At 64.2% G+C, this 23,077-nt stretch carries 19 protein-coding genes; 8 read left to right on the top strand and 11 right to left on the bottom strand.

The features are described 5' to 3' along the window. Nucleotides 1-39 precede the first annotated feature (39 nt). On the bottom strand, nucleotides 40-285 hold the full coding sequence (locus JQ631_RS31155; RefSeq protein ID WP_212333602.1) for a hypothetical protein: 246 nt from the start codon (nucleotides 283-285) through the stop codon (nucleotides 40-42). Between the two features lie 275 nt (nucleotides 286-560). On the opposite strand from JQ631_RS31155, the gene JQ631_RS31150 reads away from it, so the two are divergent. Beyond that, nucleotides 561-746, top strand: a complete 186-nt coding sequence (locus JQ631_RS31150) for a hypothetical protein (protein WP_212333600.1) — start codon at nucleotides 561-563, stop codon at nucleotides 744-746. A 17-nt stretch (nucleotides 747-763) separates the two neighbouring features. On the opposite strand, the gene JQ631_RS31145 is transcribed toward JQ631_RS31150, so the two are convergent. The 3 genes from JQ631_RS31145 to JQ631_RS31135 form a co-directional block, all read right to left on the bottom strand. Further along, nucleotides 764-1,123, bottom strand: a complete 360-nt coding sequence (locus JQ631_RS31145; protein WP_212333598.1) for a hypothetical protein — start codon at nucleotides 1,121-1,123, stop codon at nucleotides 764-766. Nucleotides 1,124-1,516: 393 nt separating this feature from the next. Next, nucleotides 1,517-4,180, bottom strand: coding sequence for a bifunctional diguanylate cyclase/phosphodiesterase (locus tag JQ631_RS31140; RefSeq protein ID WP_212333596.1), 2,664 nt, complete (start codon nucleotides 4,178-4,180; stop codon nucleotides 1,517-1,519). A gap of 128 nt (nucleotides 4,181-4,308) precedes the next feature. Continuing rightward, complete coding sequence (locus JQ631_RS31135; RefSeq protein WP_212333593.1) at nucleotides 4,309-5,001, bottom strand: hypothetical protein; 693 nt, start codon at nucleotides 4,999-5,001, stop codon at nucleotides 4,309-4,311. Nucleotides 5,002-5,182: 181 nt separating this feature from the next. Here JQ631_RS31135 and JQ631_RS31130 point away from each other — a divergent pair, with 181 nt between their 5' ends. Together JQ631_RS31130 and JQ631_RS31125 are read left to right on the top strand one after the other, a co-directional pair. Further along, nucleotides 5,183-6,289, top strand: a complete 1,107-nt coding sequence (locus tag JQ631_RS31130) for a LysM peptidoglycan-binding domain-containing protein (RefSeq protein WP_212333590.1) — start codon at nucleotides 5,183-5,185, stop codon at nucleotides 6,287-6,289. Nucleotides 6,290-6,493: 204 nt separating this feature from the next. Continuing rightward, entirely contained in the window at nucleotides 6,494-7,744 is a 1,251-nt protein-coding gene (locus tag JQ631_RS31125) for a Spy/CpxP family protein refolding chaperone (RefSeq protein ID WP_433995536.1), read from the top strand. On the opposite strand, the gene JQ631_RS31120 is transcribed toward JQ631_RS31125, so the two are convergent. Beyond that, entirely contained in the window at nucleotides 7,745-8,572 is an 828-nt protein-coding gene (locus JQ631_RS31120) for a hypothetical protein (protein WP_249161326.1), read from the bottom strand. Between the two features lie 165 nt (nucleotides 8,573-8,737). Next, nucleotides 8,738-10,834, bottom strand: a complete 2,097-nt coding sequence (locus tag JQ631_RS31115; protein WP_212333581.1) for an AsmA family protein — start codon at nucleotides 10,832-10,834, stop codon at nucleotides 8,738-8,740. Nucleotides 10,835-11,072: 238 nt separating this feature from the next. Here JQ631_RS31115 and JQ631_RS31110 point away from each other — a divergent pair, with 238 nt between their 5' ends. Next, nucleotides 11,073-11,747 (top strand): Crp/Fnr family transcriptional regulator, encoded by a 675-nt coding sequence (locus tag JQ631_RS31110; RefSeq protein ID WP_212333578.1) that lies wholly within the window; start codon nucleotides 11,073-11,075, stop codon nucleotides 11,745-11,747. Between the two features lie 77 nt (nucleotides 11,748-11,824). On the opposite strand, the gene JQ631_RS31105 is transcribed toward JQ631_RS31110, so the two are convergent. The 4 genes from JQ631_RS31105 to JQ631_RS31090 all read right to left on the bottom strand — a co-directional run bounded on the left by JQ631_RS31105 (nucleotide 11,825) and on the right by JQ631_RS31090 (nucleotide 18,369). Beyond that, nucleotides 11,825-14,974: an efflux RND transporter permease subunit gene (locus JQ631_RS31105; protein ID WP_212333576.1), complete on the bottom strand. Its 3,150-nt coding sequence runs from the start codon at nucleotides 14,972-14,974 to the stop codon at nucleotides 11,825-11,827. Then, nucleotides 14,974-15,903, bottom strand: a complete 930-nt coding sequence (locus tag JQ631_RS31100) for an efflux RND transporter periplasmic adaptor subunit (protein WP_212333572.1) — start codon at nucleotides 15,901-15,903, stop codon at nucleotides 14,974-14,976. Before JQ631_RS31100 ends, JQ631_RS31105 begins: the two co-directional genes overlap by 1 nt. A 143-nt stretch (nucleotides 15,904-16,046) precedes the next feature. After that, the gene (locus JQ631_RS31095; protein WP_212333569.1) at nucleotides 16,047-16,712 is read right to left on the bottom strand and encodes an OmpA family protein; all 666 of its coding nucleotides are present in this window, start codon (nucleotides 16,710-16,712) and stop codon (nucleotides 16,047-16,049) included. Between the two features lie 133 nt (nucleotides 16,713-16,845). Then, on the bottom strand, nucleotides 16,846-18,369 hold the full coding sequence (locus JQ631_RS31090) for a caspase family protein (protein WP_212333567.1): 1,524 nt from the start codon (nucleotides 18,367-18,369) through the stop codon (nucleotides 16,846-16,848). Nucleotides 18,370-18,738: 369 nt separating this feature from the next. Here JQ631_RS31090 and JQ631_RS31085 point away from each other — a divergent pair, with 369 nt between their 5' ends. Further along, the gene (locus JQ631_RS31085) at nucleotides 18,739-19,539 is read left to right on the top strand and encodes an N-acyl homoserine lactonase family protein (RefSeq protein WP_212333565.1); all 801 of its coding nucleotides are present in this window, start codon (nucleotides 18,739-18,741) and stop codon (nucleotides 19,537-19,539) included. Between the two features lie 54 nt (nucleotides 19,540-19,593). On the opposite strand, the gene JQ631_RS31080 is transcribed toward JQ631_RS31085, so the two are convergent. After that, a complete protein-coding gene (locus JQ631_RS31080) occupies nucleotides 19,594-20,136 on the bottom strand; it encodes a MarR family winged helix-turn-helix transcriptional regulator (protein ID WP_212333563.1) in 543 nt (180 codons plus the stop codon). A gap of 111 nt (nucleotides 20,137-20,247) precedes the next feature. On the opposite strand from JQ631_RS31080, the gene JQ631_RS31075 reads away from it, so the two are divergent. From JQ631_RS31075 to JQ631_RS31065, 3 genes are read left to right on the top strand one after another with little or no spacing between them, the layout of a single operon-like run. Continuing rightward, on the top strand, nucleotides 20,248-21,864 hold the full coding sequence (locus JQ631_RS31075; protein ID WP_212333561.1) for an FAD-dependent oxidoreductase: 1,617 nt from the start codon (nucleotides 20,248-20,250) through the stop codon (nucleotides 21,862-21,864). A gap of 8 nt (nucleotides 21,865-21,872) precedes the next feature. Next, the gene (locus JQ631_RS31070) at nucleotides 21,873-22,097 is read left to right on the top strand and encodes a DUF2783 domain-containing protein (protein WP_212333559.1); all 225 of its coding nucleotides are present in this window, start codon (nucleotides 21,873-21,875) and stop codon (nucleotides 22,095-22,097) included. Nucleotides 22,098-22,120: 23 nt separating this feature from the next. Further along, nucleotides 22,121-23,077 carry an MBL fold metallo-hydrolase gene (locus JQ631_RS31065; protein WP_212333557.1) on the top strand — a complete coding sequence of 319 codons (957 nt, stop codon included), beginning with the start codon at nucleotides 22,121-22,123 and terminating at the stop codon, nucleotides 23,075-23,077.

Genomic DNA, 23,077 nt, shown 5'->3' with positions numbered 1-23,077 from the left:
TCTGAGCGGACGCTGAACGAGCATCCATATCTGTTTCGGCTAGCCCGACTCCTGATTGCCATCGCCACGGGGCTTGTGCCCATCCGGCCCGCGATCGAACAGGCCGTAATGGCTGGAGCGGCTTCCGTCGGCCTGGACGGGCGTGGTGGCTAATCCCAATCTCAGCAATTCCCGAATTGCCGCCGCCCGGGTCGGCATGCGGCGCCTGAATCTGAAATCATCGACGAGCGAAAGCTCGTCCGGGGTGAGCATGATTTGAAGACGTTCTCCGCGAAGATCCTGCATAGCCCTTTCTCGCCATAGCGGGTGAGTAGATTACTCAACTTACTCATTCGGCTAAAGTTCCCCAAGAGGCCTGAAAACGGGCTTATGAGTAAGATACTCTTTTAAAAACAATGGGTTGATTGAGGTTTGACGCTGGCTATAGTTGACGCGGGCAGGAGTCTGGGAAACTCCGAATGCAGAAGCGACGATTGCTGAGACAGTGCAGACCCCTGAAAACCAGTTCGCACGTCAGCGAATGTCTGTGCTCGCCAGGCTTCAAGACGCCGGAGTAGCACTTGCCCTTCCTCGTGAAAGTCGGATCGTTGATGGTCGTCGCGCGTAGCGCCTCGGATGTGCTGAGCACCGTCGAGAAGTTTTTGAACGACGATGCATCGCTGGAGCCGGTCGTCTCGACGTTCGAAGGCTCAATTATCGATATCGAGCAGCTTCGCGGCCTGGTCGGCGATACCGGTGAGCCCTGATCATCTTTCTCGAACGCTCACGTCATGCTGCCCGGCATGAAGCAGCGGATCATGGTGCGGCCGCCGACATAATAAGGCCAGACGATGGTGCGGCCGACGCGGTTCGGCTCGGTGATCACGGTGTCATCGGGCACGTCGATCCATTCGCTCTGGATCCTCACGCGGTAATGCCCGCCGCGCGTCTCCCAATCGACGTCATCGAGCGCCGTGCCGTCGGCATCCGCGCAGCAGGGGCCGCCACCCTTGCTGCGCAGGCTCTCGAACCAGCCTTTGAGGGGCGAGTTCGCGAAGCGGCCATCGTCACGGGCGTCCGCGGGCATGCCGGTCAGGGCGACAACCGCCACGAGAGGGATCATCCGGAGATACGCGATCGCCATGTCGCCTCGTTGGATCATTCGCACGCATACGCCCGCGCAGACGCAAGGCGTCTGCGACGTGCGTGATGCAATGCCGGGTGATGCCCGCCGCCGGGAGTTCCGGTCGTCTCAGCGGAGCAATAACCGCAAGCTGCAGTGTTCGATCCTATTTTCCCGGACGGGATGATCGCTCCAGATCATGAGAATTTGCCGGTGCGGCTTAGCGCTAATCTTATGGGGGACGCCCCTAGATTGCGGCCGATCTGCATGTCGGGAGTTACCGAAAATGGCGTTCGGCAAGCGTCAATCCGTTACAAGACGGACCCGCGCCGGCTCGTTCTCATCCTCAACTCGCCGGGCGGCTCGGTCGAACACGGGCGCAGCGTCGTCGCCGCGATCCGCGGGCGCACACGCCTAAGCCGCGGCCGCCTGCCTCGACAGCAATTGCTTCAGCTTTGCCGCCGGCACCGCCGGGCTGAACAGCCAGCCTTGCATCTGGCTGCATCCGAGCTGGCGCAGCACTTCGCGCTGGGCTTCGGTCTCGACGCCTTCGGCGGTCGTCGCCATGTGGCGGGCGGCGGCCATGTGCACCACGGCCTGGACGATCGGGGAGGAATCCTCGGATTGGCCGATGTCGCTGATGAAGCTGCGGTCGATCTTGATCTTGTCGAACGGGAAGCGATGCAGATAGCTCAGCGATGAATAGCCGGTGCCGAAATCGTCGAGCGCGATGCGCACGCCGAGCTCGCGCAGCTGCTGGAGGATCGTCAGCGCCTCTTCGTCGTCGCGGATCAGCACGGTTTCGGTGATCTCGAGCTCGAGCCGCCCCGGCGCGAGGCCCGATTCGGCGAGCGCAGAGGCTACCTTCAATGCCAGCGTCTTGGACCGGAACTGCACCGGTGAAACGTTGACCGCGATGTGGATGTCGCCGGGCCAGGAAGCTGCTTCGGTGCAGGCCTGCTTCAGCACCCATTCGCCGATCTCGCCGATCAGGCCGGTGTCCTCGGCAACCGGAATGAAGTCCGCGGGCGAGACCATGCCGCGTTCCGGATGGCGCCACCTGAGCAGCGCCTCGCAGCCGTTGACGATATTGGCGGAGAGATCGACCAGCGGCTGGTAATGCACTTCGAACTCGCCGCGCACCAGCGCCTGCCGCAAATCGAGCTCGAGCTGGCGGCGCTGCCGCGCCTTGGCGTCGTATTCCGGCACGAAGATGCGGAAGGTGCCGCGGCCCTCCGACTTCGCCGCGTACATCGCGAGATCGGCGCGCTTGAGCAGGTCTTCGAGATTGTCGCCGTGGTCGGGCGCGATCGCGATGCCGATGCTGGCATCGCTCGTGATTTCCTGGCCCTTGCAATCGACCGGCATGCGCAGCGATGTCAGGATCCGTTCGGCCAGCGCAGACAGCTCGGCCTGGTCGCAGGTCCCGGCCTTGACGATCGCGAACTCGTCGCCGCCGAGCCGCGCCACCAGGTCGTTGCCGCTGACGCAGGCGCGCAGGCGGCTTGCGACCTGGCGCAGCAATTCGTCGCCGACCTCGTGGCCGAGCGAATCGTTGACGCCCTTGAACTCGTCGACGTCGATATAGAGGATCGCAAACGGCTTGCCCTGGGCAAGCTCCGTGACGCGGCGTTCCAGATGGCCGCGCATCAGCACGCGGTTGGGCAGGTCGGTCAGCGCGTCGTAATGCGCCATATGGGCGATGCGCTCGTCGGCGCGGATGCGCGCGGTGACGTCGTTATGGGTGGCGAGCCAGCCGCCGGCCGCGGCGGGCTGGTTCTTGATCTCGATCAGGCGGCCGTCGGAGGTCTCGACGACGGTGCTCTGGATCTGCCCGACGCTGTCCAGAATGTCATCGCAATAGGAATCGACGTCGCCGTCGAACGAGCCGGTGTCGGCCCGATGCTGGATCACGTCGCGGAAATAGGCGCCGGGCTTCACCACCGCGGTCGAGAGCCCGTACATGTCGATGTAGCGGCGATTGCAGACGATGAGCCGTTCGTCCTGGTCGAACATCAGGAGGCCCTGCGTCATCGTGTTCATCGCGGTGTCGAGCCGCTGCTTCTCCAGCGAGACGCGATGCGTCACCTGGCGGAAGATCAGGAACAGCGTGAGCACGAGCAGGCCGATCGACAGCACGGCGACGGTGACGAAGAATTTGGTCTGGGTGCGCCAGGTCGCGAGCGTTGCGTCCAGCGATTTGGTGGCGACCACGACCAGCGGCTCGCCGGTCAGCATGCGCGAGGCGACGATGCGGTCCTTGCCGTCGATCGGGCTGGCAAGTTGCGTGGTGACGAACGTGCGCTCGAACACGGCCATCTGCTCCGGCGAGCCGGTGCGATAGTTCTGCCCGATCATGTCGTCGACATGCGGAACGCGCGCGAGCAACTGGCCGTTCTGGTGGTGCATCGCGATCGAGGATTCCTCGCCGAGGCCGGTCGAGGCGAAGAAGGATTCGAGTTGCTCCGGCGTAATCGCCCGCGACACCAGGCCGAGGAACTCGCCACGTGGTCCGGAGACGCGCCGGGCGAACACGATTGCCGGACCAGTGCCGAACCGGCCGGGCACGACCTCGACCTCTTCCTGCGAGGCCGGATCGTTCTTGAGCCTAATGAAATAGCCGCGATCGGACACCGAGATGTCGGCAACGGGCCAGCGCTTCGACGAGTTGATCAGCACGCCGTTGGCATCGAACACATTGGCGCCGGCGACATCGGACCAGCCGCTGGCCTTGGTGCGCAGCACCTCGTGCACGGCGAGGGTGCCCATCTCGCTGCGAAACACGTCGGGGGAATCGATGCCGTGGCTTTCGAGCTCCGCGATGATGCTCTTCTGGAGCACTGCAAAGTCCTCGAACTCGCGGTCGAAATGGCGGGCGAGCAGACGGACGGAGCTCTCCAGGCTGTCGCGACCGCTCTCGATCGCGTTCTGGCGGAAGCGGTCGACGGTCAGTCCGGTGCCGATGGCCATCGCCGCCATCAGCACGAAGCCGCCGACGATCAGCCACGTCAGCGGCGCGCCCCGCCACTGGCGAAGCAGCGCGCGCAGTCGCGCAGTCCATCGGATTGATGCACCCATCCAGTCCTCCCGTGGGATGCAAGGTGCAGCAAAACCGAAAAGACCCGGTTACCAGTCAGGGTTAGGGAAATATGAATCGAAGCGGAATCAGCGAGTTGGTTCCCGTCGCACAAGTGACCATCGCGGCCTCATCGCTTGATCTCCCAGTTCAGCGCCTCCGCGTTGCTCTTGGCGAACATCGGCGGCACGTCGAATTTGCCGGTCTTGAGATCGTATCGGCATTTCCAGTCCGCTAATCCCTTCACGGCGACGTTCTTCGGATGCTTGTCCATTTCGCCCGACAGCGAGATCAAGAGGTAGCGGTTGTTGGGCCAGTCGACCTTGAGCCAGCGATAAGCATCCTCGGTGCCTTTCATGAGATTGGCCGAGATGTGGTAGTCGAGCTTCATATTCCCGGTGTCGGGCCGGCTGTGAAAATAGGCCCAGGCAAGATCGCTGAGCGACTTCCTTGTGGCGTTGACGAAGGCGCCGTTCTCGACATGGTAAAGAAACAGATCCTGCTCGCCCGAGCCGGTCTTCTGCATCCGCACCAGCCATTGCGAGTCGCTGGTGAAGCGGAAGCCGGCGCCATAGCCCTGCTCCGGCTTCAGTTCGGTCATCTGATCGCCGCGCCGCGCCCAGACCTGCCATTTGACGTCCCAGTCGCCGGCATCCTTCATGTATTGCTCGAGCTTGGTGGCGCCGTCGGGCGAGGTGAAGGCGAGATCGGCATTGTCGGTGAGGACGAACCCCGGCGCCGGACCGGAGGTGGCAAGCGCGGGGGAGGCGGCGAGCGTCAGGGCAAGCGCCAGCCATGGCGCGGTGCGGCGAAATGCAGTCATGGTGAAATTCCTAAAAAATGGCCGCCAGGAACGGGCTTCGGGACTGGTCGCGAGGCGGCTTCGCTCATTTGACGCGGATAGGGCCGGCCGGGTTCATCCCTTCGACCGTCTTGCTGCCGCAGCCAAAACGGCGCAATTTGCCGGGGTCGATTTGCGACCCAGGAATTTGGTTTGAGGACTGATGATCACCGCATCCAAGGCCTTCATTGCATTCTGTCTGCTGGCGGTGGCCGGCACCGTGATGGTGATCGGTCCGACCGAGCTTCGCCGTATGCTGCCTGGCGGGTCGAGCACCGAGGTCGCCGCGGTCGCGAAGCCCGAGAGCAAGCCTGAGGTGAAGGTCCAACCCACAGCCCAGGCTAACGTCGAAGCCAAGGTCGAACCCAAGGGTGAGGCCAAGACAGACGCCAAGACAAAGGCCAAGGCTGAGGCCGGAACAGAATCCAGGACGGAACAGAAGACCGAGGACCAGAAGCTCGCCGCGGCTGCACCGCCGCCTGCGGCTGTCTCGCCGGCACCGGCCGGCACCGCGAAGGTGGGGGCGCTCGCCGAGACCCAGGAGCAGGTCGCGGCGCTGGCTGATGTCGCGCCGGCCAAGCCGCAGCCTTCAGTTGCGGACACTGGTCCGCGTTTCGACGTCGCCCGCGTTGACGATCATGGCGAGGCGGCCGTGATCGCGGGTCAGGCGGCGCCGGGCGCCAAGGTCGAGCTGCTGCGCGACGGCCAGCCGCTCGACAGCGTCGTCGCCGATGCGTCGGGCCAGTTCGTGATGACCCCGCCGAAGCTTCCTGCCGGCAGCTATGAACTGGCGCTGCGCGCCAGGGCGCCCGACGGCACCGTCACGCAGTCCAGCCGGACCATGCCGGTGAAGATTGCCGAGGTCGCGCCGCCACCGGCGCGCGTCACTGCGGCAGCGAAGCCTGACGCAAAGCCCGACGACAAATCGGACGTCGTCGCTTCCCTGCCGTCGCCGCGTCTCGCCGCGACGTCGGAGCGATCAGCGGCTCGGCCCCGGTTGATGGGGACGCCCAAACCCAAGTCCATGGCGAGGGTGCCGGCCGCGACGGTCGCATCGGCCTCGCCCGCAGAGGCCCTCAGCACTGCGACGGCAGAGGCCGGTGGCAGCCGGGTCGTGTCCCGCGGCGATAGCCTCTGGGCCCTGAGCCGTCTCGCCTACGGCGACGGCGCCCGCTACGCGGTGATCTTCAACGCCAACCGCGAAAAGATCCGCAATCCGAATCTGATCTATCCCGGCCAGACCGTTCTGGTGCCGCAAAAGGCGCAGTGAGGCTACAGATCGTGGCACTCGCCGCGATGATGCCTCACCTCTCTGCGACGCTTTGCCCGTCTCGCTGCGGAACAATTGGTTCCCGGGCGAGTCGTCTCCATGCGACGCGATGCGCGCTTGGCGCTGGAGGAGGGCCAGGAAGTGGTCAGCTCAGGGGTCGGCTCGGTGGTCAGGTCAACGGTCTTGTCGAGATCGCGCTTGGGACTGGCGCTCGTTGGCGCAACCCTTGTGGTCTTGGCAGTGCTGCTGCCCAACAGGGCGGAGGCGCAGTTCGGACTGCGCGGTGGCCCGCTCGGTGTCGCGCGTTTCGCCGTCGGTCATATCATCGGCATGTCGCGCCTGCGCCACGCGCGCATGGGCGTGCGCGGCCGCCGCACTCGCGACGCCGCGTTGAGGTCGCAGGATCCGCGCGGCACTGAGCACCGTCAGCCCGCCAATCCCGCCGTCCTGCGGGCCGCCCTGACCGCAGGAGCGGCCCTGTCGGGTTGGCATGGCGGCCGCCGTCCGCAGGGGTGGTGGCGTCATCCCGACGGCAGCTATGGCTGGGTCGGGCCCGTGTTCTGGCCGTTCGCGCAGGACGATCTCACCACCGCAATCATCTTTGGCGATACGACCAGCCTCTCGCTCTATGGCTATGGCGATATCTATGCCGCGATCTTCGCACCCTATGCGGCCCCCGAGCTTGCCGCCTACACCGCGCCGCAAGGAAGGCGCGCGCGAAAAATCCCCTCAGTGGAGAATGTCTGCGATGCCAGTGACACCGGCGGCTTGCCTGTCGACCGGATCGCCGCCGCGGTGCAGCCGAACGAGATGCAGCGAACGGCGCTCGACGATTTCGTTGCCGCCTGGACCTCGGCGCGCGATAGCATTCGTGCCTCGTGCCCGACACAGGCGCCCACAACGGCGATGGAACGCCTCGGTGTGATGCAGGCCCGCCTCGATGCCATGATCAAGGCAACAGATGCGCTGGCGCAGCCGCTGAACAAATTCGTCGACCTCCTCGATGACGGCCAGAAAGCAAAACTCGATGCGCTGGCGACGGAGCGCCAGGCCGCGCTTGCTTCGGCCCAGCACAAGAACCCGCAGGCGGCAGCAGCCTGCGATCCCAACTACGATCCTCGCTACGATGTGCAGGCCCAGCGCAAGTATGAGCAGCTTGTGCAGCAGCAATGGCCCGCTGACGACATTGCCAGCACGCTCAAGCTCGACGACACCGGACGCGCCCGGCTCGATGTGCTCCAGGGCACCACGCTGCGCACCATGGAGACGCTGAGCGCCTGTCCGATGAAGGCGGAAGCGACCCCGCAAGCCCGACTCGCCGCCGTGAAGACGCGACTCCAGACGATGCTGCAGGCGGTGGGCGGCGTCACTGATGCGCTCGACGATTTCGAGGCGGATCTGAGCGACGAGCAGAAGGCAGGGTTCGAGGCGATGGGGCCAAAGCGCGGGACGTGATCAGCCGCATGCCCAGTCGAACTTCATGTCCCTGAAGTCGAGCTGTGCGTTGCCGCCGCCGAAATTGTAGCCGCCGAAATATTCCTCGAACTCGATGTAGAACGGGCTCATCTCGGGCACGGCCTGGCAGGGCCGCATGGTGCCGCCGAGGTGGTTGGGCGCATGGTTCTTCCCCCAATCGTGCAGGCGGAAATTGTCGCGGCTCACGACACCATCGACATAGTAGTAATAGGGCTGATATCCGGTCGGTGCCCCGTGCTTCACATGCGTATCCTGCGGGCCCTTGCCGGCGTTGGGGTCATCGGTGCGGGCCGCCAGCACGATGGCACGGGTCTCGGCGAGATCGGCGAGTGGCGTGCTCGGGAGGAGCTTCCTCGCATGGCCGGGCGCGGATTCGTGAAACGCCCTGGCGCCGCCGACATCTAACCAGCGCGGTCGTTCCGCGGTCGCAAGTGCGAGCGGCGCCGGCGGCGTCGCGAACGCGCCGTCATATTCGGACTTGGTCAGAAGTATCGCTGCATATTCGTAATCGAGAATGTCGGTCATGCGCGAGAGGCGCGGATGCGTGGGCCGCGCCGCCACCGCCTCGCGGATTTCTGGATCATCGGGCGCGCCGCCGTCATTGTGATCGGGCGCGGTCGCGAAGAACGAGACCGCGACGATGTCCTCGCCATGCACGCGATAATCGTCCGGCAGCAGAAGCGTAAAGCCGTGCATCAGCGGATAGCCGGTGACGGCATCGAGCGGCCATTGCTCGCTCCGGATGCCCGGCGGCAGGCCAAAGATCCAGCCATGGTCGCGCGCACGCTCGGTGGGACGGTCCAGCATCTGCAAATCATACGCACGCGAAGGCAAGGCAAGCGCCACAATCGTCTCCCATCCGAACCCTCGCCTCGCCATCGAGGCGAGGGTTAGTCGCGGCGAGGAGCGATGCGGTTCGTGGTGGGATGGATCACCGCCACTGCGTCGGAGTCCGAAGCGTTGGTGCCGAACCTACCGATTGAAGAGCTGCCGCATCACGTCGTTCATCGGCTGGCTGTCCTGCTGGGCGACTGGCGGATTTTGGAGCGATTGATCCTGCGGCGGCTGGCTTTGGGCGGGCGTGGTCGAGGTGCCCGGCAGGCCGCGGCTCCGGCCGGTCCCGGTGCCGCTGGACAGGGGGCTGTTGGACAATCCCTGCTGGATCAGATTGCCGATGGCTTCACCGAGCTGACCGCCGGACATCGGCATGTTGTTCGGCAGCTGGATCTGAGGATTGGTGTTGCTGCCGGCCGTGGTGCCGTTGCCGCCATTTGCAGCGGCGGTCCCGCCGAGGCCAAAACTGTTCAGGATGTCGCCGAGCCTGGCGCCGTCAGGGCCGAACAGGCCCTTGCCCATCTCGCGCAGCTTGGCATAGGCCGCATCAGGATTGTCCATCATGCCGGCCATGTCAGGGTAGATCTGCGGCTGCGACCAGGGGCCCGAGATCATCACGGGAATGCCGAAGCCGACCGGCTCGGAGGTGCGCCCCTGGCCTTCGGTGGTCATCACGAGCTTGGGCTCGACGCGGAAGCCCATCATCTTGGTGTCGAGCGCGAGGGTGCCGGCGCCGGTGATGCGCACCAGCGGTCCGATCAGGGTGAAGTCGGTCGTCACCGCCTGGCCCTTGTCGATGCGGAACGAGGCGGAGAGCTGCGACAGGTCGGTGCTCAGCTCCTGGCTGGGGTTCTGGCTGGCGTTCTGGTTCTGATTGAGGTTTTGGTTGTCTTGCCAGCCGGACAGCTTGCTCGTCGTCAGCGAGCGGATCATCTGCGCGACATTGATGCCGCGGATGGCGCCGTCCTGGAAGTTGACGAAGGTGGTGCCCTGCATGTTCGCCATCAGCGCGCGCTGGCTGCGTCCGGCGCTGCGCAGCGCCAGCTTGGCCTGCAGCTTGCCGTCAATCCGGTCGAAGTCGGCCAAGCCCTGGAACAGCGGCAGCGCCCGCACGCCGACGATGTCGGAATGCATCGCAAAGCTCGGTGCGCCGGAGGTCGCATCCAGGATCAGCTCGCCCGAGACCTGGCCGCCATAGGCGCCGAGATTGGCGGTGCCCGCCTTCAGGATGCCGCCGGCGAGTTTTGCATCGAGCGCCAGCGGCGCAAGGCGCGCCCCGCCGACGAGGGCTTCGGTCGCCGAGATCCGCAACTGCGCATCGACATAGTTCAGCCCGGAGACATCGATCGGCGCATCGCTCCAGGGCTGCCCGGACGTATCCTGCGACGATTGCGACTGCGGGATTGTCAGCCGCTGGAAGTCGAGATCGAGCTTCACCAGTGGCTTGCTCGCGATGTCGACCGAGGCCCAGCCGTTGAAGGCGCTATCGCCGAGCGTGCCGTTGATGCCGTTGATCATCACAACATCGCCGTTGAGGCGCATGTCGGCACGACCTGCGAGCTGGGACTTCAGCACGTCGGGCATATCGATGGCAAAATCCACCGGGATGGCCTGCCGCTCCGTCGGCGGCGCCGGCGTGGTCGCCTTGATGTCGAACCTGGCCGGGTGCTCGCTGACGCGCGCCGTGCCGGTGACCTTGATGGTGCGGTCGCGGCCGATGACGGCGTCGGCATCGATGGCGCTGATGCGGCTTTCGACGCGGTCGCGCACGCGCGAGAAGGCGACTTCGCCGTTCTTGATCTTGAAGCGGTCGATGGTTGCGCCGGCCATGTCGGATGCAAGCGGCTTCGGCGAGGTATCGGCATTGGGCAGCCGATCGCGCAGCATCGGCTGGTACAGCACCGGATGGGTGAGGACGATCTCGCGGATCTCGGGGCGGCCCGACCATGCGCTGGCCAGCGACATGTCGACCTGCACCCGCTCGATCGTCACCCGCGTGATGCCGCTGCGATCCCGCGGGTTCTGCAGCGTGAGATCGTTCAGCGTGATGTTCAGCGTCGGCCACAGGCTGATCTTCGCCCCGCCGTCGATGGTCATGCGATAGCCGGTCGCGCTCTCCACGCGCGAGGCAATCTTCGACGTCAGGAAGCCCGAGGGGATCCCGATCACCAGCAGGAGCGCGACCACGATGATGACGGCGACCACCGCCGCGCCGGCGAATTTGACTGCTCTCATCTCGAGTTCCCAACGGCGAGCAAGCGGCGTCAGACCTGGCGGGGGCACTTGTCCTTTGCACCCGCCCTCTGCCCCAGAGTTTATCCCCGGACGCCAAGCCGCTCCAAGCCGCTAAAAATAATCGGAGGGTGCTGCAAACTTATGTGACTTATGACACACTTCCAAACAGCGGTTTTACGCGATCCTGACGACGATGCTTTCCAAGCGATTTGCCAAATAGATTCACAAGGACGTTGAAATGAGCAAGCAGGCCGAATTTGCGGTCATTCTGAAAATGAATGCCATGTTCGCCGATCTCGGCGCGGACGAACTCCAGCGGCTGTCCAACCTTTGCCACACCCAGCATCTGGCGAATGGCGAGGTTCTGTTTCAGAAGGGGGACGCGGGTGATGCGCTGTTCGGCGTACGCCGCGGCCAGGTCCGCATCGAGACCGGCGCATCCGACGGTAGCCGGCTAACGCTGAACTTCATGGGGGCGGGCGACCTGTTCGGCGAGGTTGCGGTGCTGGACGGTCAGAACCGCACCGCCGATGCGACCGCCGGCGAGGCCAGCGAATTGTTCGTGCTGCGGCGCGAAGATTTCCTGGCCTTCCTTGAGCGCGAGCCAAAGGTTGGGATCAAGATCATCGCGCTGTTGTGCCAGCGCATCCGCTGGCAGAGCGAGCGCATGGAGGAATCCATGCTGCAGCCCCTGCCAGTGCGTCTGGCGCGGCGTCTCTGCGCGCTCGCAGCCGATTTCGGTTCCGAGGTGCACATCTCGCAGGAGCAGCTGGGCGTCTTCGTCGGCGCCGCCCGCGAGAGCGTCAACCGTCAGCTTCAGACCTGGCGCAAGGAGGCGATCCTGGATCTCCAGCGCGGACGGATCCTGCTGCGGAACATGACCAAGCTGACGTCGATCGCGAGGAACGAATAGGACGGGGAGGTCGCAGCGAGGAATTTCACTCGCTGCGACGATTCCCGTTCGCTCGCATGAACCGGCTCGGACGGAGTTTACTCCGCCGCAGGGTGCACGACGTTTTTGGGCATTGGCGCCGCATCCGTCGGCGCAGCTGCGTGATGACCGCCGGCCTCAGCATCCTCGCTGTGCACGATCAGCCGCTTGCCGAAGCGCCAGATCAGCGCGCCAAGGTCGTCCATCACCATGAACATCGCGGGCACGAACACCAGCGACAGGACGGTGGAGAAGATCAGGCCACCGATCACCGCGAGCGCCATTGGCGAGCGGAATTCGCCGCCGGCGCCGACCGCGAGCGCGCTCGGCATCATGCCGGCGGCCATCGCGATCGTGGTCATCACGATCGGGCGGGCGCGTTTCATGCCGGCGTCGATCATTGCCTCGTCGCGCGGCCTGCCTGTGTTGATCGATTCGATGGCGAACTCGACCAGCATGATCGCGTTCTTGGTGACGATGCCCATCAGCATCAGGATGCCGATCCACACCGGCGTGGTGAGCTGCTTGCCAGTGACGAGCAGGGCTGCGATGGCGCCGCCGATGGACAGCGGCAGCGAGAACAGGATGGTGATCGGCTGCAGGAAGGTGCCGAACAGCAGCACCAGCACCGCATAGACCATCAGCAGGCCGGCCTTCATCGCCGTGGCGAAGCCGTCGGACAATTCGTTCAGGCTCTCGGCGTCGCCCGACGGTGAGACCTTCACGCCCTTCGGCAGGCTCTTCATGACCGGGAGTTCGTTGATCAGCTTGGTGGCATCACCGAGCGCCGTCGTGCCGACGGTGTCGGCGGCAACGGTCGCCTGACGATCCCGGTCGTAGCGGTTGATGCTTGTCGGTCCCTGATCGAGCTTGACGTCGGCGATGACCGACAGCGGTACGCCGCCTTTCTCGCCGTGTTCGCCGAGCGGCACACGTAATTGCTCGAGTGTCTTGAGATTGCCGCGCGCGGCATCCTCGAGTTGCACCCGGATCGGGACCAGCCGATCGCCGACGTCGAACTTGGCGAGCGCAGGTCCGACGTCACCGATGGTGGCGACGCGGATGGTTTGCGACAGGCTTTCGGTCGAGACGCCGAGCCGCGCCGCAAGATCGGCTCGTGGTTCGATGCGCAGTTCGGGCCGCTCCAGCGACGTTTCCGAGATCACGTTGGAAATCGTCGGAATCCGCTTCATCTGCGTCGCAAGCTCACTTGCGACGTTGTTGACGATGTTGGCGTCGACGCCGGTCACGACCAGCGAAATGGGACGCAGACCGTTCTCGTCCAGGAACCAGAAGCGCAGGTCGGGGATATTCTCCAGCTCCTGGCTGATGGAGAATTCGAGTTCGCGCTGGGTAATCTTGCGATCGGCCTTCGGCACGTAGTTGATGATCAGCGATGCGCGCCGGACTTCCTGGGTGCCGGGCGGAATGCGGCCGCCATCGACGAAGATACTCTTCACCTCCGACCGCTTGCGCAGCTGCGTCACGATGTTCTCGGTGACCTTTTCGGTGTAGGCGAGTTGGGTGCCGGGCGGCAGTTCGAGGGCGATCAGCGATCGCGCACTGTCCTGCGTCGGCAGGAAGCCCTGCGGCAGAAGCGTGATGCTCCAGATCGAGGCCGCGAAGATCCCGAAGCCGATCAGCACTGTGAAGAAATAGTGCTTCACCGACCAGGCGACGACGCTGTGATAGCCCCGCAATACACGGCCTGGCGGCGGCTCTTCATGGGTGTGGTGCTTGAGGAAGTAGGCCGCCAGCACCGGCGTGACGAAACGTGCCGCCAGCAGCGAGAAGAACACCTGTACCGACACCGTGATGCCGAACTGCTTGAAGAATTGCCCGGCGATACCGGACATGAAGCTCGCGGGCGCGAAGATCGCGATGATGGTCAGCGAGATCGCGATCACCGCGAGGCCGATCTCGTCGGCGGCTTCAAGGGCGGCACGGTAGGGCGATTTGCCCATGTTCATGTGTCGCACGATGTTTTCGATCTCGACGATCGCATCGTCGACCAGAATACCGGTCGAGAGCGTGATGGCGAGGAAGCTGACGAGGTTGAGCGAGAAGCCGAGGATGTCCATCGCCCAGAACGCCGGGAAGATCGACAGCGGCAATGAGATCGCGGCGATGATGGTGGCGCGCAGGTCGCGCAGGAACAGCAGCACGATGACGACGGCGAGGATGGCGCCCTCGAACAAGGTCGATATCGCGGCCTCGTAGTTGCCCTTGGTATATTCGACCGACGTGTCGATCAGCTTCAGGTCGACGTCGGGATAGGCCGCCTTGAGCGCATCGATGCGCTTCTGTACAGCGGCCGCGACGACGACGTCGCTGGCGCCCTTGGAGCGCTTGATGCCGAGTGCAACGACCGGCTCGCCGTTGAAGCGGGCGAACGTGCGGCGGTCTGCGATGGTGTCGGTGACGGTGCCGAGATCGTCAAGCCGCACTTCACCGCCCGCGAACAGCGGAATCATGGTGCCGGCGAGATCACTCAGGGTCTTGGCTCCGGCCAGCGTGCGGATGGCCTGGTCGTTCTTGCCGATCTCGGCGCGGCCGCCGGCGACATCGACATTGGTGCCGCGCAGGCTCTGGCTGACATTGACGGTGGTCAGTCCCATCGCCTGCAAACGGTCGGGATCGAGCGAGACCAGGATCTCGCGCTCGACACCGCCGATGCGCTCGACCTGGGCGACGCCGCGGACGCCTTGCATGGCACGTTTGACCACGTCGTCGACGAAATAGGACAGTTGCTCGGGCGTCTTGCCGGGCGAGATCGCGGCATAAGTGACGATCGGCAGGCCGATGACGTCGACGCGCTGGATCAGCGGCTCGGTGACGTTCTGCGGCAGGTTCGAGCGGACGCGCGTCACCGCGTCCTTGACGTCGTTGAGCGCGCGATCCGTGTTGGTCGATAGCGCGAACTGGATCGTGGTCAGCGACAGGCCGTCGGTGATCGACGAGGTGATGTGCCAGACGCCTTCGACGCCGGATACGGCGTCTTCGATCGTCTTGGTAACCTGGGATTCAAGCTCGGCCGGTGCCGCACCGAACTGCGACACTGCGACCGAGATCACGGGAATGTCTGCCGAGGGCAGTCGCGTCACTGCGAGCTTGGTGAACGAGGCCCAGCCGAGCAGCAGAAGGATGAACGAAAAGACGACAGACGGCAGCGGATGACGGATCGACCATGCCGAGATATTGAGTGCCATCAGCGTCCCCGCGTGCGATCGAGTTCATCGGCGAACATGGTCTTGATCTGGTCGCCGTCATGGAGCGAAGAGCCGGCGTCGGCCACGACGATTTCGCCGACATCGACGCCTTCCAGGATTTCCGTTTGAGTGTCGGAGGTCAGCCCGACGCGCACCCTGCGTGTCTCGACGGTGTTGCCCTTGACCACCTGCACGGTGAGATGGTCGATCGCAGTCTTGGGAACCGCGACGCCGCAGCTTCGCTTGGCGTCGATGGAGGCCCGCGCGAACATGCCGGCCTTCAATGAGGGATTGTTGGTGACGCTGATGCGAACGTGGCCGAGTTGCGTCGTGCGGTCGATCTCGGGAGCAACCAGCCTGACCCGGCCGATAAGGTCGGCGGCGTCATCCCGGCTGATCCGCACCGTCGCGCCGGGGCTCAGCTTCGACATGTGCACGCCAGGCACCTGCGCATCGAGCTCGATCTCATTGTTGACGGCGATGCGGAACATCGGTCCGGCTTGCGGCGAGGCCGGCGCGCCGACGATGGTGCGGACCTCCGTGATGAGACCCGCCGCGGGCGCCTTCAGCGAGATCGGACCCTGCGAGCCCGGTCGTTGCGGCTGGCCCGGCATCTGCGGCGGCGGCGACAGGCGCGCCAGCTCCTGATTGTCGGTGACGAGAGCGCCTTCGGTGGCGAAGAGATCGGTGACCTTCGATCCTTCCTGATCTGCGACCACCACGGCCTCGCGTCTTGGCACGAAGAAGCCGGTCACCCGCACCAGGTCGGAGAAACAGGCATTGGTCGACTTCGTCACGATGACGAGGGCCTCGCCCGGCGTCTCCTTTGCCTCGGGACGATGCCGATGCTCGAACCAGTAGTAGCCGGCGCCGAGCGCAACGATGAACGCCACAGTTGCCGCAGGCTTGAGATATTCGGAGACGTTCATCGCCGGATCATCCTGGCCTGGCTCGAGGTTATCGGGAGCGCTTCCCTGAAACGAAGCGGCGTCCCACAGGGCTGCGGGACGCGCGCTGGGATAAAGACTTTACACCACATCACGACCGGTCACTGCAAAGGATTACGTCGCGGTCACTTCGATGCGGTGGTCTTGTTTTCCATGTTCACGACCTGCACGCGGCGGTTCACCTCCGCCATCGGCTGGCTCGGATCCTTCAGCTTGCTCTTGCCGTAACCGACGGTGACGAGGTCGGTCGCGGAGATGCTGTACTTCTCGACAAGGTAGCGCTTGATCGAATCCGCGCGGCGCTCAGACAGCTCCTGATTGTAGCTCTCGCCGCCGGCGGCGTCGGTGTGCCCGGCGACCACGAAGGTCGAGCCCTTGAGGTCCGGGCTGGTCAATGCGCGGCCGAGCGCCTGCACGGATGGCAGCGATTTGGCGCTGATATCGGCCGAGTTGTAATCGAAGGTGATTTCGAGATCGATATTCGGCTTGTCTTTGGCAGCGGAAGCGAGTTCCTCGCGCTCGGTCGACGAAAGCGAGCGCGTGGCGCGGCCGCGGACGGACTGGATCAGCTTGGTTTCCGCCGGGTTCGACGCCCGATCAGCTTGCGGGGCGACCGAGAGGCCACGGGTCAGGGGCTTCTTCGGCGCCGGCGCCAGCGCACGCACGATCTCGTCCTCGGTGACGTTCTTGCTGTTGCCGTCATCGCCGGCGAAGACGGGTGAGAGCGACAGCGTCGCGCTGACGGTGATGATGGACAGAATTGCGGTCAGTCCTTTTGCGGCCAATCTCATTGTCCGTCCCTCCTGCGCGGTTCCAAAATTCCTGCAATAGCCCCACGGCGAGGCCGCCTGCGGCATCCGTTTGGTTAGTCTTGGCCTGGCCCTCCAGGGTTCGAGGAGCCGGCGGCCTCGAATCAAAAAAATATCAACGGACTCCGTAGCTTGCGAATTCCTGAACGATATTCGGGTCCATCGCCTTGGCATTGGCGATGTCGAGCGCGCCCTCCTGGGCCGAGCCGTTGCGTTGCTTCGCCACGCCCCGTCCGTAAAGGGAGGAGGTCAGGCGCGGGTTGATCTTCAGAGCGGCGTCGAAATCGGCAATGGCGTTCTTCACCGCCCCGGATTTGAGGTTCACCAGGCCGCGGCTATCAAGCGCATCGACGAAATTCGGTCGCAGCCGCAGTGCTTCGTTGCAGTCCTTCAATGCGCCCTGGAGGTCGCCGACCACGGTCCGGGTCCAACAGCGGTTGTTCAGCGCCTCGACGTCCTTCGAGTTGATCCGCAGTGTGTCGTCAAAATCCTTGATGGCGAGGCTGTAGGCCCCCTTGCTGGCATAGACCTGGCCACGCCGGTACAGCGCATTCACGTCGTCCGGATTGGCGGCGATCTTGGCCGTCAGGCCCTTGATGGTTGGATCCTCGGCCAGCGCGGCCGCGTTCGGCCCGCTATTTGCGCTTGGCGCAGGGGTGATCTCGACGGGTTTGACCGGCGGGGGCGGCGGAGGCAGTGCGGCCTCCACCTGCGGCTTTGGCAACGGCGGCGGTGGTGATGGAGGCGCGGGCGGTGGCGGCGGATTGTTCGCAGCCACCGGTGCAGGCGGCGGGGCCGGAGGCGGGTTGTTGGCAACGGGAGGCGGTGACGGTGCGGGGGGCGCTGGCGTCGGTGGCGGCGGTGTCGTCGTCGGACGCGATCCGCTCGCTCCGGGGATGAACGAGAAATCCTCGGCGAGCGAGGACGAGATCCACGGCACCTGCTCGCCGCGCGAGGCGCGGGTGACGCCCATCTTGGTGCGGTTCAGCGTTTCCTCCGCCATCAGGTCGGGGACGCGGATTTCCTTGAGCAGTTCCTGGACGAACAGGCTGTGGTCGCCGCCGGCATCGGACACGACCGATGCCAGCGCCGCCGAATACATCACCAGGGTGCCGTTCGGCGCGATGACGGGGGTCAGGCCCGCCGAGAAGCTGCGGAACCGGCGTTCGAACGGGTTGCGCCTGGAGGCGTCGATCAGCGCGATCTTGACGCCGGCGCCGCGGGTGTTGAGTTCGCCCAAAATGGCTTCGATGCTGAAACCGTCGCGGCGGACGTCGGATTCGGTCCAGATCTGCGCATCGACCGGGATCATGTAGCTCTGGCGTGCCGACTGAATGCCAAATCCGCTGTAGAATATCAGCGCGACCGAGCCCGGCTTGATCTTGCCGTAGAGCTTGTCGAAGGCGCGGCGCATGCCGTCGCCGGTTAGGTTTTCGCCGACCTCCACCGAGAAGCCGTCGCGCTTGAGTTCGTCGGCGACGTCGCGGGCGTCGTTGATCGGCTCCTTCAACGGGCTGTCGGCATCAGGATATTTGGCGTTGCCGATGACCAGCGCGAAGCGGTCGCCGGCCGCATGCGACGGCGCGGTCGGGATGAACGAGACAAGCAATGGCAGAAGAAAGAGGAAGCGAATTTTCATAATCAGCGCGGTCCAGCCAAAAAGGCGCCGTTCCCAGCTTGCGCCGCGGCGACCTTAACTTACGCAAAGTGCATTATCAAACCGGGGAATGGGGGCGTCAACCGCTTGGAGATTGGGCACTATCGCGACAATTGACCGCGACGGATGTGTCGGCTCCGCGAGGAATATCTTGGCGTTCACGGCTTTACTCGACACGTGCTCGTTCGGGGTTCCGGCGGCCATGTTAGGCCGGGATGAGCGACGAAAATGTGATTGGTCTCACATTGCGACCCGTCTTCCGCCGAAGTCGCGGATGTTTGACCTTTGCGACGGACGATGGCTTGGTGCGCCGAAGGCCCACTCAAAAAAGCAAAAGCCGGGACCAAAGCCATGGGAAACGCCTACGAAATCTACGCCCTGCGCTATGCGACGATGTCGCCGCGCACCCCCAGCATGAATTTTCTGGCGCCGGACCCGCATGACAGCGCGGCGCAGGACCTCGACTACTTCGTTTGGCTGATCCGGGGGCAGGGCCGCGATATCCTGGTCGACACCGGTTTCAATGCCGAGGAGGCTACCGCGCGCGCGCGCAAGCTCACGCTCAATCCGGTCGATGCGCTGGAGCGCTTCGGCGTCGCGGCGTCAGCCATCCGCGATATCATCGTGACGCATCTGCATTACGATCACGCCGGCAATCTCGATCGCTTCCCGAACGCGCGTTTCCATCTCCAGGAGCGTGAGATGGCCTATGCGACGGGCCGCTGCATGTGCAACGGACTGCTGCGACATCCGTTCTCGGTCGAGCACGTCACCCAGATGGTGCGTCATGTCTACGGCGAGCGCGTCAATTTCTATTCCGGCGATGGCGAGGTTGCGCCCGGCGTGACGGTGCACCGTGTCGGCGGTCACTCTGACGGCTTGCAGGTGGTCAAGGTCGAGACCGCGCGCGGACCGGTGGTGCTGGCGTCGGACGCTGCGCATTACTACGCCAATCTGCAGCGTCGGAGCCCGTTTCCGATCGTCTACAATGTCGGTGACATGGCCGTGGGTTGGGAGACGATCGAGCGCCTCGCCGGACATCCCGACCGCTACATTCCGGGCCATGATCCTGTTGTGACCGAGATCTATCCGCGCGCCGGCGACAATGTCTGGGCGCTGCACCTGCCGCCGACGCGATCGTTTGCAAAATAGCGGGCATCGTCATTCCGGGGTGCGCAGAGCGCGAGCCCGGAATGACAGAGCGGGCTAATACGCCTGCTTGGCGTCGGCCTCTTCGCTGGTCTGGATCAGGTCGAGGCTTTCCTCGATCTTGCCAAGCAGAGTGGAGAGCTGCTTGCGCTCCTGCGCAGACAGGCAGGCGAGGATCTCGTCTTCCCGCCGCAGCAATTGCGGGAACAACTCTTCGTAGAGCGCGCGGCCCTTGTTCGTCAGCTGCAGGCGGAATTCGCGGCGGTCGGCTTCGTTCTCGACCCGCTCGATCAGGCCGTCATGCAGCAGCGTCGTCACCGCGCGGCTGATGGTCGATTTGTGCGTGCGGGTGCATTGCGAGATGTACTGCGCGCTGCAGGCATCGCTGCGGAAACCAAGCGTGGCGATCACGCGCCACGCCGGAATGTCGAGGCCGTGACGTTCCTGATACTCGACCGCGAGCGCGGAACTGACCTCCGCTGCAAGTCGGTTGAGCCGGAACGGTACGAACTTGAACAGATCGAGCCGCGGTTTGGGTCGCGGGGAAGCCTCGATCACTTCTCTTGTCTTCAGCGCGATGTCGCTGGATGTCCTCGCCAAGGAGAGCGCTCCGAATTCCAGTTGACGGCCGGCCGGCTCCGGTCCAATAATAGTTGCACGTGAGACTATCTAGCAGATCAGTTCTCTCCTGACCAGAGCCGAGGTTCGTGTATGGCGGGTGCCAATACGCAAAAGGCCAAAACCCAGTTCGGATACCGCCGCCACCCGGATCAGGATCGCCCCGGCCAGAGCCCGGCCGAGCATCCGGTTGTGGTGGTCGGCGCGGGTCCGGTCGGGCTGTCGCTGGCGATCGATCTCGCCCAGCGCGGCCAGCGCGTCGTGCTTCTGGATGATGCTGATCGCATCGGCGAGGGTTCGCGCGCGATCTGCTTCTCGAAGCGTTCGCTGGAATATTGGGACCGGCTCGGCGTCGCCGATCGCATGGTCGACAAGGGGGTGGTGTGGAGTGTTGGTCGCATCTTTCACGGCGAGTCCCAGCTCTATCAGTTCAATCTGCTGCCCGAAGACGGCCATAAGCGGCCGGCCTTCATCAATCTCCAGCAATATTACGCGGAGGCTTATCTGGTCGATCGCATCAGCGATCTGCCCGCGATCGATCTGCGCTGGCGCAACAAGGTGACGGCGGTCGAGCAACGCAACGATTCCGTCGTGCTCACGATCGAAACGCCCGAAGGCGCCTATCGCCTGCATGCGCAATATGTCGTCGCCTGCGACGGCGCGCGCTCCTCGCTGCGGCAAATGGTCGGCGCCGAGTTTGCGGGGCAGGTGTTCGAGGACCAGTTCCTCATCGCCGATGTGAAGATGACCGCGGAATTCCCGACGGAGCGTTGGTTCTGGTTCGATCCGCCGTTTCATGCCGGACGTTCGGCGCTGTTGCACCGGCAGCCCGACGATGTCTGGCGCATCGATCTCCAGCTCAACCGCTATGCGGATCCCGTGGTCGAGAAGAAGCCTGAGAATGTGCGGCCGCGAATCGCGCGCATGCTCGGCCACGACAAGTTCGAGTTTGAATGGATCTCGCTCTACAAATTCCAGTGCCGACGGATGGATCGCTTCATCCATGGCCGCGTGATTTTTGCCGGCGACTCGGCGCATCAGGTTTCACCGTTCGGTGCGCGTGGTGCCAATTCTGGGCTCGAAGACGCCGAGAACCTCTCGTGGAAGCTCGATCGCGTCCTGCGCGGCACGTCGCCCGCGAGCCTGCTCGATAGCTACCATGTCGAGCGCAGCCTCGCGGCCGACGAGAACATCCGCGAATCCACCCGGTCGACGGATTTCATGGCGCCGAACTCGCATCAGGAAGCGCGGCTGCGCCAGGCGGTGCTGTCGCTGGCCAAGGAAACCGAGTTCGGCAAGCGCATGGTCAATGGCGGGCGGCTCTCCGTGCCGTGCAGCTATGACTCGTCGCTGTCGTCCCCGGATGCCGACACGTGGCGCGGCGGACCGCCACCTGGTTGCTCAATGTCCGATGCACCCATAGGCCAGCAAGCCTATCTGACGGATGCCTTCCGCAAGGGTGGAACGGACTTCGCCTTGCTCTCGTTCAGCAATGGCGCGGCGGTCGATGTGCCCGACGGCGTGAAGGATATCAGCGTCGGCGGCGAGGGCGGGCTTGCAGATCCCCTGGGTCTTGTCGCCAAGCGCTACGATGCCGAGCCGGGCTCTGCCTATCTGCTCAGACCAGATGGCTATGTCGCTGCGCGCTTCCGTCATCCGACGCGCGAGGCAATCGCAGCCGCGTTGTCGCGGGCTGCAGGCTTGAATTGAGGTTTCAGATGCCGCTCTCCACCAGTTCCAATTTTGCGCGGCCTGATGATGCCTTTCGCGCCATTGTCGAAGCGCATCGCGGTCTCACCGACGAGCAGAGCGCCGATTTCGACGCGGCACTGGTGCTGATCCTCGCCAACCATATCGGCGATATCGATGTGCTGCGGGAATCGCTCGTGCTGGCAAAGCGCCGCATGATCGACGGCCAGCAGCAACAACAGCAACAACAATAACCCCAGGACTTAAGGACGAACTGATGGCGAAGAACTTCGCGTCCACCGGCGATCTCTCCGAGAAGAAGATCACATTCTCCGAGATCGGCACCGATCTTTATGCGTTCACTGCCGAAGGCGATCCGAACACGGCGATCATCGTCGGCGACGACGGCTGTCTTGTGTTCGACGCGCAATCGACGCCGGCGATGGCGAACAAGGTGATCGAGCGCGTCAAGACGGTCACTGACAAGCCGATCAAATATGTCGTGCTGTCGCATTATCATGCTGTGCGCGTGCTCGGTGCCTCCGCCTACAAGGCGCAGGGCATCGTCGCTTCGCAGGAGACCTATCGTCTCATCGAGGAGCGCGGCCAGCAGGATTGGGATTCCGAGTATGGCCGCTTCCCGCGGCTATTCCAGGATGCCGCGAGCATTCCCGGCCTGACCTGGCCGACGCTGACCTTTGAAGGCGAGATGTCGATCTACCTCGGCAAGCGCGAGGTACGCTTGATGCAGCTCGGCGCGGGGCACACCTCCGGCGATATCGTCGCCTGGGTGCCGGATGCCGAAGTGATGTTCTCCGGCGATCTCATCGAATATCATTCGGCTTGCTATTGCGGCGACGCGCATTTGCGCGAATGGCCGTTGACGCTGAACGAGATCCGCAACTTCAATCCCAAGGCGATCGCGCCCGGCCGCGGCGATGCGCTGAAGGGCACAGCCACGGTGCGCGAAGCCATCGCGATGACGCGCGACTTCGTCACCTCGCTCTACGGGGCCGCCGAAGTCTCCGTCGCCAAAGGACGCACGCTGAAGGAATCGATGGCTGCGACCCGCGAGGTGATGGACCCGAAGTTCCACAGCTTCGCCATCTACGAGCACTGCCTGCCGTTCAACGTCTCGCGTGCCTATGACGAAGCGTCGGGGATCGACGACCCCGTGATCTGGACCGACAAGCGCGACCAGGACATGTGGGCCGCCCTGCAAGGAGGAGGATAG

This window comes from Bradyrhizobium manausense (genome assembly GCF_018131105.1).
Lineage (GTDB): Bacteria > Pseudomonadota > Alphaproteobacteria > Rhizobiales > Xanthobacteraceae > Bradyrhizobium > Bradyrhizobium manausense_B.
This window is presented reverse-complemented; position numbering and strand designations above follow the sequence as displayed.

Coding starts and splice junctions, on each gene's coding strand:
- JQ631_RS31130 (WP_212333590.1), top strand. CDS start 5,183: ATGATCACCGCATCCAAGGCCTTCATTGCATTCTGTCTGCTGGCGGTG.
- JQ631_RS31095 (WP_212333569.1), bottom strand. CDS start 16,712: ATGAGATTGGCCGCAAAAGGACTGACCGCAATTCTGTCCATCATCACC.
- JQ631_RS31135 (WP_212333593.1), bottom strand. CDS start 5,001: ATGACTGCATTTCGCCGCACCGCGCCATGGCTGGCGCTTGCCCTGACG.
- JQ631_RS31115 (WP_212333581.1), bottom strand. CDS start 10,834: ATGAGAGCAGTCAAATTCGCCGGCGCGGCGGTGGTCGCCGTCATCATC.
- JQ631_RS31070 (WP_212333559.1), top strand. CDS start 21,873: ATGCCGCTCTCCACCAGTTCCAATTTTGCGCGGCCTGATGATGCCTTT.
- JQ631_RS31065 (WP_212333557.1), top strand. CDS start 22,121: ATGGCGAAGAACTTCGCGTCCACCGGCGATCTCTCCGAGAAGAAGATC.
- JQ631_RS31075 (WP_212333561.1), top strand. CDS start 20,248: ATGGCGGGTGCCAATACGCAAAAGGCCAAAACCCAGTTCGGATACCGC.
- JQ631_RS31155 (WP_212333602.1), bottom strand. CDS start 285: ATGCAGGATCTTCGCGGAGAACGTCTTCAAATCATGCTCACCCCGGAC.
- JQ631_RS31100 (WP_212333572.1), bottom strand. CDS start 15,903: ATGAACGTCTCCGAATATCTCAAGCCTGCGGCAACTGTGGCGTTCATC.
- JQ631_RS31105 (WP_212333576.1), bottom strand. CDS start 14,974: ATGGCACTCAATATCTCGGCATGGTCGATCCGTCATCCGCTGCCGTCT.
- JQ631_RS31090 (WP_212333567.1), bottom strand. CDS start 18,369: ATGAAAATTCGCTTCCTCTTTCTTCTGCCATTGCTTGTCTCGTTCATC.
- JQ631_RS31120 (WP_249161326.1), bottom strand. CDS start 8,572: ATGCTGGACCGTCCCACCGAGCGTGCGCGCGACCATGGCTGGATCTTT.
- JQ631_RS31110 (WP_212333578.1), top strand. CDS start 11,073: ATGAGCAAGCAGGCCGAATTTGCGGTCATTCTGAAAATGAATGCCATG.
- JQ631_RS31085 (WP_212333565.1), top strand. CDS start 18,739: ATGGGAAACGCCTACGAAATCTACGCCCTGCGCTATGCGACGATGTCG.
- JQ631_RS31145 (WP_212333598.1), bottom strand. CDS start 1,123: ATGGCGATCGCGTATCTCCGGATGATCCCTCTCGTGGCGGTTGTCGCC.
- JQ631_RS31140 (WP_212333596.1), bottom strand. CDS start 4,180: ATGGGTGCATCAATCCGATGGACTGCGCGACTGCGCGCGCTGCTTCGC.